Consider the following 16395-nt stretch of genomic DNA (forward strand, 5'->3'; position numbering starts at 1 on the left):
GGCTCACGGAAAACAATCGTGGCAAGCAGGGCAGGAGTATGGCACTCCCGCAAAACGCGTAGCCGCTCCAGCTGTGGCGCGTTTGACAAGGCGGCGTAAGCGGCCCTTGCCGGGGGATTGAGGGCGGCCCTCAACAAGCAGATTTTACTGGTTTTCGCCGGGGTGAAAATCGCAAAGTGTGTATCACTTTGCCCTGTTTGCCAATATTGAAAACAGATAAAAGGAAAGTACGTATTATACCAATAATGTGTACTTGAATAGGCCCAATAAAATGGAAGTTATCAGGCTTATACTAAGTAGATTAAACATCTGATACCTCAAAATTTAATGTACCCCTCTCGACACCGTTGACAATTAGCGTAACAGAATGAATTCCGGGATAATGCTTCCTTGTGCTTGCATCTGCAAAGGAATGTGTTTTACTATAAGATTTTTTTTCATTTTTCCTCAACGTAGGCTCGGATATTTTAAATATCCTTCGGGAACGCGTGCCGTTTGCTTTCACATAATCAATGCCATATTCCAGCCGTACCTTGATTTCCTTATTATTTGCTACAATTCGGAAAGAAAAGACCATATCCTCTCCAACGCAAACAGAAGCGGCATTCAACGAGAAGTTATCAATATTTACGCAATCGGCATCTGTAAACCCGAAAATGCCTAATACATCCCTGTTACCCTTTTTAAGAAGTGTCCTGCATCCGTGCTTTATAATCCAATCGGTATGCTCATTTTTACCGTACCAATCCTTTGCAAGTCCTACTATTAAATCGGGATGGTTTTTTGAAATATCGTTTAGATTGTTTGCTACACTTTTGCGGACATACAACGATGGGTCGGCTTTCAGCCTCTCTAAAATTCGGAGAACTGGCGACGGGTCTTTTTTGAAACTGGTCAACGCCTGTCCCCAGGGTAGCGCCGGACGGCACCCCTCGCTGGCAAGCCGCCGCACATGTTCGTTGTCATGCTCCGCCCAGGAAGCCATCTGCGCCATCATTCTGACTTCATGCTTGATAATAAATGGCCTTACAGCAAATTCTGCCGTCGAATATTGCGTATACCGTTCCAACGCAACCATTGATAAATCCCAATAGCGCTCATCTTGACCATACACTTCAACGAAATCGGGGAAGTAAAGCAGGCCGGAATCCACATTTCCAACTGGATAATCCGTAATAGCCTTGTCCAAAATACCGAGAGCATGTTCGTAATCAGGTGGCAGATATTTTCCTAAATTGATAGTGATGCGCCGCATACGGGCCTTCAATTCCAATGTATGCCATGTTTCGTCCATAACGTCGGTAATAAAATCATCGGCCGGAAAGGTTGGATATACGGCGTTTACGCACATAGCAAGTTCATGAATTGTATTGTAATTATAATATCGATCCTTCATTAAATCAGGCATATACTTCCTCTTTTCTAAGGGGGACTGTCTAAGGTTCGCTACTTACGACAGGAAACTTCTTCTTAGGACTAATTCACAATTTCCGATTTGTCGAGTGCGCTTTCTCCGCCTAAGGCGTACAAACCCATAATCTTTTTTCATTTTAATATGACCGCATGGAAATGTCAAACAGCTCATTTTGTTTCCTTACTTCATGCTGCAGCTCATAACTCGGTTTGTTTGCTTGGGCACCATTTTACCCTTTGCAGGACGGTTTCTCACATGGCAGAAATGCTGATTTCATTGGCCTTTCCGGCTGGAAAAAGGATTTTATGGTTCCTTTTTGGTTTCCGGAAATATGAATTTTGCATATAAGTGATCCGCCCCACACAACTACCCGCGTTTTATCAGGAAATATCTGTAAAAAAACAGTATTTGATGGTAGAATGGTTATTAACACAAGCAAAGTAACTATTGCAAAGACGGGAGACGATCATATGGAGAATCAGAAAATCAGAATCATAAAGAAAAACAACGATTTTTCCCTGGAATACCAGCCTGGAGATATTTTTACGGTAGACAGCACCTGGTACGGAGGGGTCAACGTGACCAGCAAATCCGGAATTCCGCTGTCGCTCGACCGGGAAGAATACGAGCTTTATCAGGAGGAAGAGGAGCCGCGCCGCGAGATCGACCGGTATTCCTATCACCTGGGCGCGATAGACAGTTTCTGTGAGATGGTGGCGGCGGGGGTAAAGAAGCTGGCCATGAGCCACCCCTGTGCCACAAAGGAGGAACGGGATTTATTTCTGCCGGAGGTGAAGCGGATCTGTGATTCGTACGGGATACGGTTCTATCCGGAGGATGAAGCGTTTCTGACGGACTTATTTCCTGAGGAGCTGAACCGGGGGACGTATAACTATCTGTTTTACAGCGCAGACGAGGTGCTGGAATCGTATCTGGGTCTGAAAGAAGAGCAGAAGCGGCTTCTGGAAAACGGCACTTACACCAGACAGCAAAGCTATGAGACTGCCAGGAAATTCGGGCGGCTTCTTTCCTATACGGAGGAGGGAACCAGGCGGCTGATCGAGAAAACAGAGAAGCAGAAGGCGGAAGGAGACACGAGCCATGGCTGATCAGAAGAATCAGGAACGCTGCCAGGAAGTCGATGATTATATCGCCGGTTTTGAGGCTCCGGTGCGGGAGCGGCTGGAGGCGGTCCGATCCCTTGTCCTGGAGACTGCCGCCGGATGCAGCGAGAGGCTGGCGTGGGGCGCCCCAACGTACTACTTAAACGGATATCTCTTACAGTTTGCCGCGTATAAGAAGCATCTGGGCTTCTACACCACCCCGGCCACGCTGGAGCATTGGAAAGAGGCGCTTTCCGGTTATAAGACAAATGAGAAGAATACGGTGCAGTTCCCTCATAATAAGGAACTGCCGCTGGATCTGATGAAAGAAATGATTCTGTTCCGGATCCGTGAGAAGGAGACTGATGCGGATGGCTCTGTTAAAATGTAAGATGTGCGGCGGAACGCTCACAATTGATAAAGACAGCAGCCTGGCTGTCTGTCCTTACTGTGGGACGAAATCCACAGTATACGATCAGGACAGAAAACTGTTCGAGCAGTTTCAGACCATGTTTGCGGCTCTTTTGAATAAAGATGCAGACGCGGGAAAGACGGAGGAAGGCTTCTGGGTGGAGGCCACGGACGAGGAGCTGGTCAGGGAGGATGGGGAGATTATTGCCATCCGCTGCCTCTGGAGGATGAAGGCCGATTTCTGTACCGTGTATGTGGCGAAGAAGAATGTGATTTACACGTTTGATAAACAGTATGAAGCCTATGCGGACCGTTACATCAAGATGGTTTCGGAGGTGAAGTATCCGAACCGGGAGATGGAACAGGAGCTGAAAAACTACATTCCGCAGGTGGTGACCCACTGCCGCCTGGAAGACGGAGGCCGCATGGTGGCTATAGAAAAGAAGCCGGGCGTCTATCCATTACGGCTGTTAGGCATTCTGCTGGACCGCCATGCGGCCTGGGTGATCAGCCGGCTGGAGAATTTGTGCTGCCTCCTCTCCTATAGCGGAATTGTTTTAAATGGCCTGACACTGGACAATTTATTTGTGGAGCCAGCCACCCATCAGATTTACTTATACGGCGGATGGTGGTTCGCCGGATATCAGAACGGAACGATGAGCGGAATCTCCGCGGACGCAAGAACATGCATCTACAGGAAATACCTGGAGAGCAAGCGATGCCATTTCTCCACGGACTTGGAATCGCTGCGTCTTGCGGCGGCAAAGCTGCTGGGATGCGAGACAAGGGAGGCGGTGGAAGGCCTTCTGACTCTGCCGGAACCGTTCCGGGAGTTCCTGCTGGAGCCGGCAGCAGGCAGTGCCGGAAGCGATTTTGCCGAGTGGGACAGAGTGCTGGAGGCCTCGTACGGGGAACGGAAATTCATTCCCCTTCCCGTCACGGATGAGGAAGTCTACAGCTAGTACAGCTTTGCATCATGGCAGTATACCGGAATAAAAGATCTATCACATATGCAGGAGGAAACAGTATGGGACACGGAAGTTACCAGAGTAAGGATTGGAATAATTTAAGATCAGCAAGAAACATCAACCAGAATTCCACGGTGAACGATATTTACCGTTCCAGGCAGATGAGACCGAATCTGGACCCCAACGGGGTGAAATACCGGGAATCGTGTGATTCCATGGATAATCCGGCGTCCACCGCAATTATTTTCGGGCTGGATGTGACGGGCTCCATGGGATACTTATCGGAGGAGATCGCCAAGGGCGCCTTAAACCGCACCATGCTGGAGATCTATGAGAAGGAGCCCGTTACGAACCCGCATATTATGTTCCAGGCCATCGGGGACTCCAAGACGGATGATGCGCCTCTCCAGGTGACCCAGTTCGAGGCGGATATCCGGATTGCGGAACAGCTTTTGGATGTCTGGTTCGAGGGCAGGGGCGGCGGCAACGGCGGGGAGTCTTACCTGCTTTCCTGGTATTTTGCGGATAAGCATACGAAGATTGACTGCTATGACAAACGCAGGGAAAAGGGATTCTTATTTACCATAGGCGACGAGCGGTGCCATAAGATTCTGACGAAAGCGGAGATCAAGCGTGTGTTTGGAGATCTGGCTTTCCGGGATTACAGCGCCGAGGCCCTCTATGAAAAGGCCTCCCACAGATATGAGATTTTCCATATCGTGATGAAAGCCGGAGCCTACAAGGCACAAAACAGCGGGGAAGACTGGAAGCAGCTGATCGGATCCCGGGCCGTAGAGCTGGATCCGAACGACCTGGATGTGCTTCCGGAGGTCTTTGTCAGCCTGATGCAGGCGGCCAGAGGTATGGAGACAAAGGCAATTACCGCGCAGTGGAGCGGAAAAGCCGCGGACGTGGTTGCGGAAATTATAAAAGATATCAGAAAAGAAGAGGGAGAGGGCTTCCTGACATTTTGACATGGGTGATTACGGGAAAGAGGTAAAAGCGGTTATCGGCAAGAATTTCGGTGACGAGGGAAAGGGAAAATGCGTGGACCTCCTCTGTGCCGAGGCCATGGAACAGGGAAAAAAGGCTGTTGTAGTGCGTCATAACGGCGGCGCGCAGGCAGGCCACACGGTGGAGGGGAAAAATTTCCGGTTTGTATTCCACCAGCTGGGGAGCGGCTGCTTCAGAGAGACGCCGTTTTACTGGAGTGAGACATTTCTCCCTGATCTGGTGAAGCTGGGGGAGGAGGCAGAAGCGTTTGAGCGGATACGCGGTGACAACGGGGCCGGGCATGACTCGGTGGCCGTCTATGCCAACCCGGACTGCGTCTGTGTGACCGTCTTTGACGTGCTGCTGAACAGTCTGGCGGAGGAGCTTCGGAGGGAGGCGCGCCACGGCTCCTGCGGCATGGGGATCTATGAGACGGTCCGCCGCGCCAGGTCGGTTACGGGCGGCGCAGTGACCTTCCGCCTCGGTGATATGGAGGGAAAAAGCACGGAGGAGATTGCCGGGATGCTGAAAAGGATCCGGGACTGTTACGTACCCGGACGACTGGAGGAACTATGCAGGGAGCTGGACGGCGGCCTGGAAGCGTCCTTTGACCGTCACGGTGACTCGTGCGCAGAGCGTGCGGGTGATCGTTGGGACAGGCTGTGGGATCATGAGTGGTTCCGGCTTCTGCGTGATGACAATGTGCTCTGGAACGCGTCAGATCAGATGCGGGAAAATTTTAACCGCTACGTCATCACGGCAGATCCCAGCCAGGTCTTTGAGCCGTTCGATACGGTGATATGCGAAGGCGCCCAGGGGCTTTTACTGGACGAGGACAATACGGAGTACTATCCTCATTTGACGCCGTCCCACACGGGACTGTTCAATGTGAGCCGCCTTCTGGCATCGGCAAGAATCGAGCCTGCATCGCTGGACGTCCGCTATGTGACACGGTCCTACGTGACGAGGCACGGCGGAGGGCGGCTGGATCATGAGTGCCGGAAAGAGGAGATCAATCCCTTCATGCAGGACTTAACCAATCTGCCCAATCCCTGGCAGGGAGAGCTGCGGTTTGCAAAGCATCCTGACGTGAACGGGTTCTTTGCCCCGCTGGAAATGGATCTGGGGAATTTACCCGCACGGTTTAAGAATCGCCTGTGCGCGCGGATCGAGGTGACCCATCTGGATGAGACAGACGGGCGGATTCTGTGCTGCGGCGGCTCCCGGGAACTGGAGGAGTTTCAAAAAGAATGTGAGAACATGGGGAAGGAAGTGCTATGTTTCAAAATATAAAAGAAATCTGGTTGACAATCTCTCTGAAGCGGAAGATCGGCTCTTTCGCCGTCATGGTAATCCTGGTCATGGGGCTTTCCGTGGCCTTTAATATTCGTATTATGGATTTCTCTCTGGGCAGTTTCAATGTCATTCTCGACGATAATTCACGGTGTCACGATTTCCAGGAGGCGATGGAACTGGAAATAAAGGCGTTTGAAGTGTATGTGAGAGACCGCACACAGGAAAACAGGGACGAGTATATCCTGGCCTGCGTCAGGTCGGAGCGGTGTCTCCGCTCCCTGCCCTTCGATTATGAGCGGATCGGCGAGGAACGGTATGCCAGGACCTGGAATGTGAAGAATGGTTATGAGGGGTACTTAACGGCCCGCGATCAGCTGCTGGAGATGGATTCCGGCTCCGAGGACTTTATTCCCCGTCTGTACGAGATCTATGATATGCAGTCTTACATTCAGACCTACGTCAGAAGACTGGTGCAGGTAACCTTAAAAGAGGGAAATGCGACCTACCAGGAGAAGGTTCCGGTGTTCTACCAGCTGCCGTATCTGATCCTTCTGTTCTCCGCCGTCATGATGGTGGTGGCTTTATGCCTGACGAAGCTGCTGTCTGGCGCCCTGATCGATCCGCTGGTCAAGCTGGCCCACACCTCCAGGAAGATTGCCAGAAATGATTTCAGCGGCAAGGACATAACCGTTGAAAATAAAGATGAGATGGGGGAACTGGTCAGCGCCTTTAACAAGATGAAGCACGCCACGGAGGGGTATATCAACACCCTGAAGGAGAACAACGAGATGGCTGAGCTTCTCCACAAGGAGGAGCTGGAGAAGATGGAGATGGAGAAACGTTTGGACGCCACGCGGCTGGAGGTGCTGAAGAGCCAGATCAATCCCCATTTCCTGTTCAACACGTTAAATATGATCGCATGTACGGCAAAGCTGGAGGAGGCGAAGACCACGGAGCGGATGATCGCCAGCATGAGCAACCTGTTCCGGTATAATTTAAAGACATCGGAGCAGATTGTGCCGCTGGAGCAGGAACTGAAGGTGGTGGAGGATTACATGTATCTTCAGCAGATGCGTTTCGGCAGCCGGATCGGGTATGAGTGCCGGATCGATGTGGATGCCAGGCAGGTGATGATCCCGGCCTTCACGCTGCAGCCGGTGGTGGAAAATGCTATTATTCACGGCCTGTCGCCAAAAGAGCAGGGCGGAAGGGTCTTTTTAAAGGTGTGGAAGGACGGAAACAGCGTGATAATCTCCGTGGCCGACACCGGCCTGGGAATGGAGGAGGAGACGCTGGAGGAACTGGTGGCCGCGCTGAAGAACAGCCACACGGCAAAGGTGGGCATAGGCCTGGGTAATATCTACCAGCGGATTCAGACCATGTACCAGAACGGCGGCCTGAGGATATACAGCAAAAAGGGGCGGGGAACCGTCATTCAGATGACGATACCGCAGGAGGAAGTATGAGTATGTACCGTGTATTAATTGCAGATGATGAAATGATTGAGAGAAAGGTTCTCTATAAGACGCTTACGGAAAATCTGGGGGACCAGTGCACGATTTTCCAGGCGGAAAACGGGCGGGAAGCCCTGCGGGTCTATGAAGAGGAGAAGATTCAGATTGCCATCTTAGACATCGAGATGCCTGGAATCAACGGAATCGAGGCCGCGCAGAAGATTCGGGAGCAGGACGGGGACTGCTGTATTATCTTCCTGACTGCGTTTGATGAGTTCGCTTATGCCAAAAGCGCCATTACGGTTAAGGCACTGGACTACCTGCTAAAGCCGTATGACGAGCAGGAACTGATGCTCGTCCTGGAGGAGGCCATGCGGCTGACCGAGGGGCGGATGAGGCGAGAGAGAGCCGCAAAAGAGAAGATGAACGCAGGGGCATATTCCGGTACCGGACCAGACGGCAGATCTGCTTCCGAGACGGCCGGATGCGATGGAGGCGTCGCGGAAGCATCCAAAATGACGGGACGCGACGGAGGCGGCGCGGAAGCTTCCAGGGATGAGGGTGAGGATTTCGGCAGCATCCGTCTGTCCAGAGTGGCAGAAATCATCGACAAGTATATCCATGAGAATTACATGTTTGACATATCCATGCAGGACATGGCCAGGATGATGAATTATTCGGAGGCCTATTTCTGCAAGCTGTTCAAACAGTGCTTTAATAAAAATTTCACATCCTACTTAACCGAATTCCGTGTGGCGGAGGCGAAAAAGATGCTGGAAGAGCCGACGGTGAACGTAAAAGAGATCGGGAAAGCGGTCGGATATGCGGATTCCAATTACTTCGCAAAGGTTTTCAAACGGATTACAGGGCAGAGTCCCACGGAATACCGTATGGTTATTTTTCAAAGAATGTAAAGAACGTGTTAAGAAGGTGATTGTTAGAAGTGCATAAATAAAAACGAAATATAGGTTAAAATAATACTATGATTCACAATTATTTACCGTTTTCACGGAAAAGAAATCCTCTTATAATGAACTTAACGTAAAGAAAACGTTAAGAAACACACAGAAATGTAAAAAGAGTGTTAAGAGGAGGAATTGTGACATGAAGAAGAGATTTGTGAGCACAGTGTTATGCGCGGCAATGGTAGCGGGTTCCCTGGCGGGCTGTGGGTTAAAGACACCGGAGACGACGGCGGCGCCGGCACCTGAGACCACCACGGCAGCGGCGGCTGAAGAGACGAAGGCAGCAGCAGAGGAGACTGCAGCGGCGGCAGAAGCTTCCGACACGCCGGAAGTAACACTTGTTTATGCCGAGGTAAACCCGTTAGACACCATCGTCGGACAGATGGCAACCGCGTTCAAGGAGAAGGTAGAAGAGCTTTCCGGCGGGAAGATCGCCATCGACATTCAGGCCAGCGGTGTTCTCGGTTCTGAAAACGATGTCCTCGACACCATGCTGGGCGGCGGCGGAACCATCGACATGTCCCGTATCTCCGCGTTCGCTTTGACAAGCTACGGCGTGGAAAAATCCGTACTTCTGTCTATTCCGTATACATTTGTAAACCGTGACCATTTCTGGAATTTCGCCAACAGTGACCTGGCGCCGGAATTCCTCATGGAACCGCATGACAACGATCTGGGAGTAAGGGGCTTATTCTATGGCGAGGAAGGATTCCGCCATTTCTTCACGGTAAAAGAGATCAGTGGCCTGGAAGACTTAAAGGGCATGAAGTTACGAGTATCCAACGACCCAATTATGAACGGTATGGTTCAGGGCCTGGGTGCCAATCCAACCGTTGTTTCCTTTAACGAACTGTATTCCGCTCTTCAGACCGGCGTTGTAGACGGTGCGGAACAGCCGATTGCAAACTACAAGTCCAATGCGTTCCAGGAAGTTGCGCCGAACTTAATCCTTGACGGCCACACCCTTGGCGCGGTTCAGGTTATCATCACAGACGAAGCATGGGATAAGCTGACGGAAGAGCAGCAGAACATCCTGATGGAAGCAGGAAAATACGCATCTGATTTCAACAGAAAGATCTCCGAAGAGGCAGAGAACAAGGTCCTGGATGAGCAGAAGGCAGAAGGCATCAATGTCATTGAAGTGCCGGATATCACCCCATGGCAGGAAGCCTGTAAGGATATCATCGATTCCTCTACAGCAGACAACAAAGAACTGTATCAGAAGATTCTCGATATGAAATAAACTCATAAATTGTTGCTGCAATGGAAATGGGCACAGAGGAAGATTCTTGTTACGCCTCTGTGCCCCGTTCGTTCCGGGGCATGTGCGCGAAAGTGTGCATGCGGCCGTATTGGAAAGGGGATCAAGATGCCGGGTATTTTTAATAAAATTGATAAGATTAAACCTGCCTACGATGCCACCTATCAGTCTGTCATGTTCTTATGCAAGCTGCTTCTGGTCGTGGATATCCTCATTACCACCATGTCTGTAATTGGGCGGTACGTTCCGTTTATTCCGGATCCAGCATGGAGTGAAGAGGTGGTTTTAACCTGTATGTCCTATATGGCGGTGCTTTCGGCTGCTCTCGCAATCCGGAGAGGCGCCCACATCCGCATGACGGCTTTCGACTCGTATCTGCCGAAAAATGTCGTAAAATTTTTAGATTTATTCTCTGACGCGGCCGTTCTGGCCCTGGCGCTGATCATGATTTTCGTCGGTTGGAAGTATGCCAGGGGAATCGGCTCCAAGGGTTCCTACGTGAGTATGCCGAAGATCTCCAGATTCTGGATGTATTTTCCGGTTCCTTTAGCGGGTGTGGCCATGATGATTTTTGAGCTGGAGGCAGTATACAATCACATCAAGAGCTTTTTCGTAAAGGAGGCGGACCAGTCATGAGTGGAGAAACATTAGCAATTGTCGTTTTACTTGTCAGCTTTTTTGTCATGGTTTTTCTGCGTTTTCCGATTGCCTACGCGGTGGCGCTTTCCTCCGTGTTCTGTCTGCTCTCCCAGGGACTTCCGCTGACGACTATCTGCCAGCAGATGGTAAAGGGAATCAGTTCCTTCAGCCTCATGGCGGTTCCGTTCTTTATTACCATGGGCTGTCTGATGGGCTCCGGCGGTATTTCGGAGAAGCTGATCGCGCTGGCCAACGCCTGCGTCGGATGGATGCGCGGCGGCATGGCAATGGTAAATATCGTTGCCTCCTATTTCTTCGGAGGAATCTCCGGTTCCGCGGCAGCGGACACCGCGTCCCTCGGCACAATTCTGATTCCAATGATGGTTGACCAGGGGTATGACGACGATTTTTCAACGGCCGTTACCATCACCTCATCCTGTGAGGGTCTTCTCGTTCCTCCCAGCCATAATATGGTCATCTATGCCACCACGGCGGGCGGCATTTCCGTAGGAAGCCTGTTCCTGGCCGGATATATTCCCGGTGCGCTGCTGGCGGTATCCTTAATGGTGGGATCGTATATTATATCGGTCAGACGCAACTATCCGAAGGGCGAGAAATTCAGCATTATCAACCTGCTTAAGCAGCTGGGCGTGTCCTTCTGGGCACTGGCGGCGGTTCTGATCGTGGTATTCGGCGTTGTCGGCGGTGCGTTTACGGCGACGGAGTCTGCAGCGGTCGCGGTTATCTACAGCCTGGTTGTCAGTGTGTTTATCTACAGGGGGCTGGACTGGAAGGGCGTCTGGAGAGTTCTCGGCGACTGCGTCGACACGCTGTCCATCGTGCTGATCCTGATTGCCACCTCCAACATCTTCGGCAACTGTCTGACACGCCTCCACGTTCCGGTTCTGGCAGCGGGTGCGATCATCGGCCTCACCGATAATCCAATTCTGCTGGCTCTGCTGTTAAACTTGATTCTTCTTGTACTTGGATGTATTATGGATATGGCGCCGATCATCCTGATCGCTACGCCGATTCTTCTCCCGATCGCCACGTCGATCGGTATCGATCCGATCCAGTTTGGTATTATGGTAATTCTGAACTGTGGTATCGGGCTTTTAACACCTCCTGTAGGCGCGGTGCTGTTTATCGGATCCGCGGTATCCAAGACGCCGATGGAGCGGGTTGTCAAGGCGACGCTGCCATTTTACCTGTGTATGATCATTACGCTGATGCTGATTACGTTTGTTCCGGCCTTCAGTATGTGGCTGCCCATGGTATTGGCGAAATAACAGCGTTTGGCGGTTCGGAGGTGCGAGTGATGAAATATAAGTATACCTACAGGAATACCGCAGGCGAACTGTGGCAGCTTTCCATGTATTATACGTACGGTTCGATGGTCGGGATGTGCAACCTGATCTTTACGGCAGCTGTGATCGCCCTGACCATCAATAAATGGAATACAGTCAGCAGTGTATGGCGGTTCCTTCTGCTCCTCGCCTGCTGTCTCTTTACGGTCATCCAGCCGCTCGTCGTCTGGAGAAAGGCCGAAAAACAGGCTGCCGTGATCAGCCGGGATACGGAGATGGAGTTTGGAGACACGGGAATCCGCATCCGGGTGGGTGACGAGAACTCGGCGATTCCATGGACCGCAGTTAAAAAGATTTCTAAGAAACCTACAATGATTGTCCTGTTTTCCGATACCACCCACGGTTACGTGCTTACGAACCGGGTGCTTGGAAAAGACCGGGAGGCGTTTTATAACTATGTAACATCAAAAAGTGCTGTATAGAGGGAACATGGCGGAAAGGAGGGACTGTGCTGTGAAAATAAAGACGGCTGCTCTGTTTGTCTTTGCAATGGTTATCCTGGCTGCGTGCGGCGGCCGGAAGGAAGACCAGACAAAGGCTGTAGATCCGGAATATGTATTTACGTATGCAGAGAATCAGGCAGAAGACTACCCCACAACACAGGGGGCCTACAAATTCGCCGAGCTTGTGGAAGAGAAGACCGGCGGGAGAATTGTGATCTCGGTCAACGCACAAGGCGTGCTGGGCGATGAGAAGACGGTTATTGAACAGATGCAGTTCGGCGGTGTCGATTTTGCCCGTGTGTCCTTATCGCCGCTGGCAGAATTTGTTCCCAGGCTGAATGTGCTTCAGATGCCGTATCTCTATACGGGAAGGGAACACATGTGGAAGGTCCTGGATGGGGAGATTGGCGACGATTTCTTAAATTCCTTCGATGGCTCCGATCTGGTAGCCCTGTCCTGGTACGATGCGGGAGCACGTAATTTCTATAGTTCGACGAAGCCGATCACGAAGCTGGAGGACATGAAGGGCATGAAAATCCGTGTCCAGGAGTCGGAGCTGATGGTGGGAATGATGGAGGCGCTGGGGGCCACCGCGGTGCCTATGGCCTACGACAAGGTCTATTCCGCCCTTCAGACCGGGATTATCGACGGGGCGGAGAATAACTGGCCTTCCTATGAGTCCACGGCTCACTATGAGGTCGCCAAATATTATACCATCGATGAACACACCCGGGTTCCGGAGCTTCAGCTGGTATCCCAGGCCACATGGGAGAAGCTGAAGCAGGAGGACCGTGATATCATACGCGAATGCGCCCAGGAATCCTCCCGTTATGAGAGGAAGCTGTGGGAGGAGCGGGAGCGGACCTCTGAGGAAAAGGTACGGGCGACAGGCTGCCAGGTGGTGGAGCTGCCTCCGGAAGAAAAGGCCAGATTCCAGGAGGCAGTCACGTCCATGTACGGCAAGTACTGTGCGGAGTATGTGGATGTCATTGATGCGATTGTTGCAGAGGGGAAATAAATGGCTTACCATTTATTTCCCTATTGCTTTTTCCAATTCACTGATCATCATGGTTATATCCAGCGGTTTTACCAGATAGCCGTTCATGGAGGCCTCGAACGCCTTCTTCCTGTCTTCCTCGAAGGCGTTGGCCGTCATGGCCAGGATGGGTACTGAGGCGGAGTCCTCACGGTTCAGGGCCCGGATTCCCCTTGTGGCCTCCAGCCCATCCATGACAGGCATGCGGATATCCATCAGAATGGCCTGATACGTTCCGGGTTTCTGATCGCGGAAGCAGTGGATGGCCGCTTCCCCGTTCCCGGCGACATCCACTGCGGCGCCGTTCATCTCCAGGAGCGTCTTTGCAATCTCCTGATTGAGCTCGTTGTCCTCCACCAGGAGGATGCGGGCGCCCTTCAGAACGGATTCCTGAGTCCGCGTCTCGACTGCGGCCGGTTCCGCGGAGTCTTTTTTGTCCAGCTTCGAAAAGGTATCGTAAATGACCGAACGGAACAACGGTTTGGCGATGAAGTAGTCGATTCCGGCCTCGCGGGCCTCCTCCTCAATGCCGCGCCAGTCGTATGCCGTAATCATGATAAGCATGGTGTCAGGGCCAACCAGGTGGCGGATTCGCCGGGCGGTTTCGATGCCGTCCATACCGGGCATCTTCCAGTCGATCATGGCGATATCAAACATCCAGTTCTCCCCGATGGCCTTTTCCACTTCCCGGACAGCCCGGATACCGGCGTCCACCCACAGCGTTTTCGCCCCGATATCGTCGAGAATCAGGGAGGTCTGCCTGCCGACGGAAGGATCGTCGTCTACCACCAGTACCTGGAAGCCCTTTAAGAGATTCTGGCGTTTCCGTTCCCATTCGTTCTCCTCATCGTCGGTTACCAGCTGGAAGGGAATGGTGACGGTGAACTGGCTTCCTTCCTGCTTACGGCTCATGACGGAGATGGTTCCGCCCATCAGCTGCACGAGGCTGTAGACGATGGAGAGTCCCAGGCCGCTTCCCACGTTGTTGCGGGCGTTGCCGGGGGATTCCTGCTCAAAGGGCTGGAAGAGACGCTTCATAAAGTCTTCCGACATACCGATCCCGTTGTCCTCAATGGTAAACTGGATATAGGCGTATCCGTTGGTTCTCTTTTCTTCCGCGATATCGACGCAGATCGAGCCTCCTGGCGGCGTGAATTTCAGCGAGTTTGACAGGAGATTCATGAGAATCTGCTTCATGCGCAGCGAATCCCCGATATAATGGCTTTCCAGAGGTTCCAGGTGACGCATTTCATAGCCTATCTCCCGTTCCAGCGTCTGCGGATAGATAATCTGGTTGATCTCCTCCACAAATGCCGTGAAATCGAAGAGGTCATGAGCGATTTCCATCTTATCCGTCTCAATCCTGGACATATCCAGAATGTCGTTGATCAGGGAGAGGAGAAACTTAGACGAGGTATCAATTTTCTGGAAGCAGTCCTTTACGGTCCTGGTATCGTTAAGCTTAACCTGGCCGATGGTGCTCATGCCGATGATGGCGTTCATCGGTGTCCGGATGTCGTGGCTCATGCGGGAGAGAAAGTCCGATTTGGCACGGCTGGCCGCCTGGGCTGACGCGAGGGCATCCCGGAGCAGCTGTTCCTGACGGGCCTGTTCCTGCCGCAGTTCATCGAGGAACTTGATCAGACAGATCGTCAGAACATCGTCGCTGAACGGATTCTCCACGGCAATCGCGTGGATAGAAAGCCAGTGGTATTTGCCGTCCACTGCCCGTCCCTGCAGTTCCATATAGACTTCCTGTTCTCCGGCTGCAAAGCGGCGAAGAAGGGCATCACGGCGGAAGGCATTGGTAAAATCAGCCTGGTAGGTGCTGTAGATTCCCGGAATGCTGTCAGCCTGAAGGTCTGTATAGCGGCCTTCCTCAGGAAATTGATACTCCAGCTGGTCATTTACAAAGCAGTGGTACGTGTCCTGAGTCAAATTGACGCTCACGATCAGAGGATAGGCAGTGCAGATCGCAGCACGCAGCGAACGGTTTTCCAGAATCCGCTCCTGTTCCTGAGCCTGCTCCAGACGCATCTGTTCGGTAATATCGGTAAATACCGCCTGGATGACCTCCAGACCGTTGCTGTTGATGATTCGTCCCATCACCACATTGATCCAGGCTTCCTCCCCGTCTTTTTTGATGCAGTGACGGCGGTAGGAGGCGGACTCTCCGTTCAGAGTGAGACGGTCTAGCAGCGCCGAAATCCAATCCTGGTCCTGTGTGTCAACCTTTTGGAGCGGGTTCCTGACCGCTTCGCGGTACTCCGACTCCGAGGCGTATCCGTAAAATCGCCATACCATGGGGTTGACCGAGATGATGCTGCGGGACGGGTCGGTGGAAAACTGGAGGATACCGCAGGGAAGCGTATGGTACAGCTGTTCCAGAAAACGGGTCTGATGTTCGTATTCCTGTTTTTTCGTGTCCAATGCGGATTTCAAACGCTCGAAGGCCTGGCGGCCCGATTCCAACGGAAAGAGTTCGTCGTCCTGAATCTCCGCAAATGGAACTGAGTTATGAATATGTACCGTTTCCAGGTCATCCCCTTTTTCGCGGAAAACGAAGGTAGCCCTCTGCTGGGTATTTAAGTAGGTCTCGGATTCGGGCTTGCTGATCAGACGGCTGACCGCCTCGCATAAGTAGGAGCCGCCTAAATCGATGGAATGATACTGTTCCTCGTACATGTCGCAGGCGATCATCCCATCCCTGCCGCTGCGGAAAACTGCGGCTACTGCTTCTTTTCCTTCCGCCTTCTGGTGTTCTCCGCCGCCAAGCCATACGATGTCATCTGCAAATGTCGAAATCATAAATTCCATGTCAGAGTCGCAAAAGTACGTAGTCAGTATTTTGCGGGCCAGTGACTCTATCTCAGCCAGTGTTTTCTTACCCAAAACAATTACCTCCCGGTTCAAACCTAAAGTATATTTCTTTTATCATAGCACAGTTTGATAGAGGAAGAAAGTGCGTAGGCCGGGAAACCACGAAAAATAAGGGATTTTGCCTTTGACATCGGGATAATAATTGGATACAATATTAAATATAAA

Annotated in this window: 14 protein-coding genes; 12 read left to right on the plus strand and 2 right to left on the minus strand. The window is 51.8% G+C overall.

Going from position 1 to position 16395, the window contains the following annotated elements; translation table 11 throughout:
- Positions 1-301: 301 nt before the first annotated feature.
- Complete coding sequence (locus tag DFR60_RS03745; RefSeq protein ID WP_110321703.1) at positions 302-1408, minus strand: DNA alkylation repair protein; 1107 nt, start codon at positions 1406-1408, stop codon at positions 302-304.
- 476 nt (positions 1409-1884) lie between these two features.
- On the opposite strand from DFR60_RS03745, the gene DFR60_RS03750 reads away from it, so the two are divergent.
- The 12 genes from DFR60_RS03750 to DFR60_RS03805 all read left to right on the plus strand — a co-directional run bounded on the left by DFR60_RS03750 (position 1885) and on the right by DFR60_RS03805 (position 13332).
- A complete protein-coding gene (locus DFR60_RS03750) occupies positions 1885-2523 on the plus strand; it encodes a hypothetical protein (RefSeq protein WP_110321704.1) in 639 nt (212 codons plus the stop codon).
- Positions 2516-2908 carry an iron chaperone gene (locus tag DFR60_RS03755; RefSeq protein ID WP_110321705.1) on the plus strand — a complete coding sequence of 131 codons (393 nt, stop codon included), beginning with the start codon at positions 2516-2518 and terminating at the stop codon, positions 2906-2908. Before DFR60_RS03750 ends, DFR60_RS03755 begins: the two co-directional genes overlap by 8 nt.
- Positions 2889-3890, plus strand: coding sequence for a TFIIB-type zinc ribbon-containing protein (locus DFR60_RS03760; RefSeq protein ID WP_110321706.1), 1002 nt, complete (start codon positions 2889-2891; stop codon positions 3888-3890). Before DFR60_RS03755 ends, DFR60_RS03760 begins: the two co-directional genes overlap by 20 nt.
- Positions 3891-3955: 65 nt before the next feature.
- Positions 3956-4870 carry a hypothetical protein gene (locus DFR60_RS03765; RefSeq protein WP_110321707.1) on the plus strand — a complete coding sequence of 305 codons (915 nt, stop codon included), beginning with the start codon at positions 3956-3958 and terminating at the stop codon, positions 4868-4870.
- A 1-nt stretch (position 4871) separates the two neighbouring features.
- Complete coding sequence (locus DFR60_RS03770; RefSeq protein WP_110321708.1) at positions 4872-6182, plus strand: adenylosuccinate synthetase; 1311 nt, start codon at positions 4872-4874, stop codon at positions 6180-6182.
- Positions 6167-7651 carry a sensor histidine kinase gene (locus tag DFR60_RS03775; protein WP_110321709.1) on the plus strand — a complete coding sequence of 495 codons (1485 nt, stop codon included), beginning with the start codon at positions 6167-6169 and terminating at the stop codon, positions 7649-7651. Before DFR60_RS03770 ends, DFR60_RS03775 begins: the two co-directional genes overlap by 16 nt.
- Positions 7652-7653: 2 nt before the next feature.
- The gene (locus DFR60_RS03780; RefSeq protein ID WP_110321710.1) at positions 7654-8553 is read left to right on the plus strand and encodes a response regulator transcription factor; all 900 of its coding nucleotides are present in this window, start codon (positions 7654-7656) and stop codon (positions 8551-8553) included.
- A 190-nt stretch (positions 8554-8743) separates the two neighbouring features.
- On the plus strand, positions 8744-9847 hold the full coding sequence (locus tag DFR60_RS03785) for a TRAP transporter substrate-binding protein (protein ID WP_110321711.1): 1104 nt from the start codon (positions 8744-8746) through the stop codon (positions 9845-9847).
- 126 nt (positions 9848-9973) lie between these two features.
- The gene (locus tag DFR60_RS03790; protein ID WP_110321712.1) at positions 9974-10501 is read left to right on the plus strand and encodes a TRAP transporter small permease; all 528 of its coding nucleotides are present in this window, start codon (positions 9974-9976) and stop codon (positions 10499-10501) included.
- A complete protein-coding gene (locus tag DFR60_RS03795; RefSeq protein ID WP_110321713.1) occupies positions 10498-11793 on the plus strand; it encodes a TRAP transporter large permease in 1296 nt (431 codons plus the stop codon). The genes DFR60_RS03790 and DFR60_RS03795 overlap by 4 nt, the downstream gene beginning before the upstream one ends.
- Positions 11794-11822: 29 nt before the next feature.
- Positions 11823-12293 carry a YcxB family protein gene (locus DFR60_RS03800; RefSeq protein WP_110321714.1) on the plus strand — a complete coding sequence of 157 codons (471 nt, stop codon included), beginning with the start codon at positions 11823-11825 and terminating at the stop codon, positions 12291-12293.
- 67 nt (positions 12294-12360) lie between these two features.
- A complete protein-coding gene (locus DFR60_RS03805) occupies positions 12361-13332 on the plus strand; it encodes a TRAP transporter substrate-binding protein (RefSeq protein ID WP_207659501.1) in 972 nt (323 codons plus the stop codon).
- 12 nt (positions 13333-13344) lie between these two features.
- Here DFR60_RS03805 and DFR60_RS03810 read toward each other — a convergent pair whose 3' ends face one another.
- Entirely contained in the window at positions 13345-16242 is a 2898-nt protein-coding gene (locus tag DFR60_RS03810; protein WP_110321716.1) for a response regulator, read from the minus strand.
- Positions 16243-16395 lie beyond the last annotated feature (153 nt).

The organism is Hungatella effluvii (genome assembly GCF_003201875.1).
GTDB classification, from domain to species: Bacteria; Bacillota; Clostridia; order Lachnospirales; family Lachnospiraceae; genus Hungatella; species Hungatella effluvii.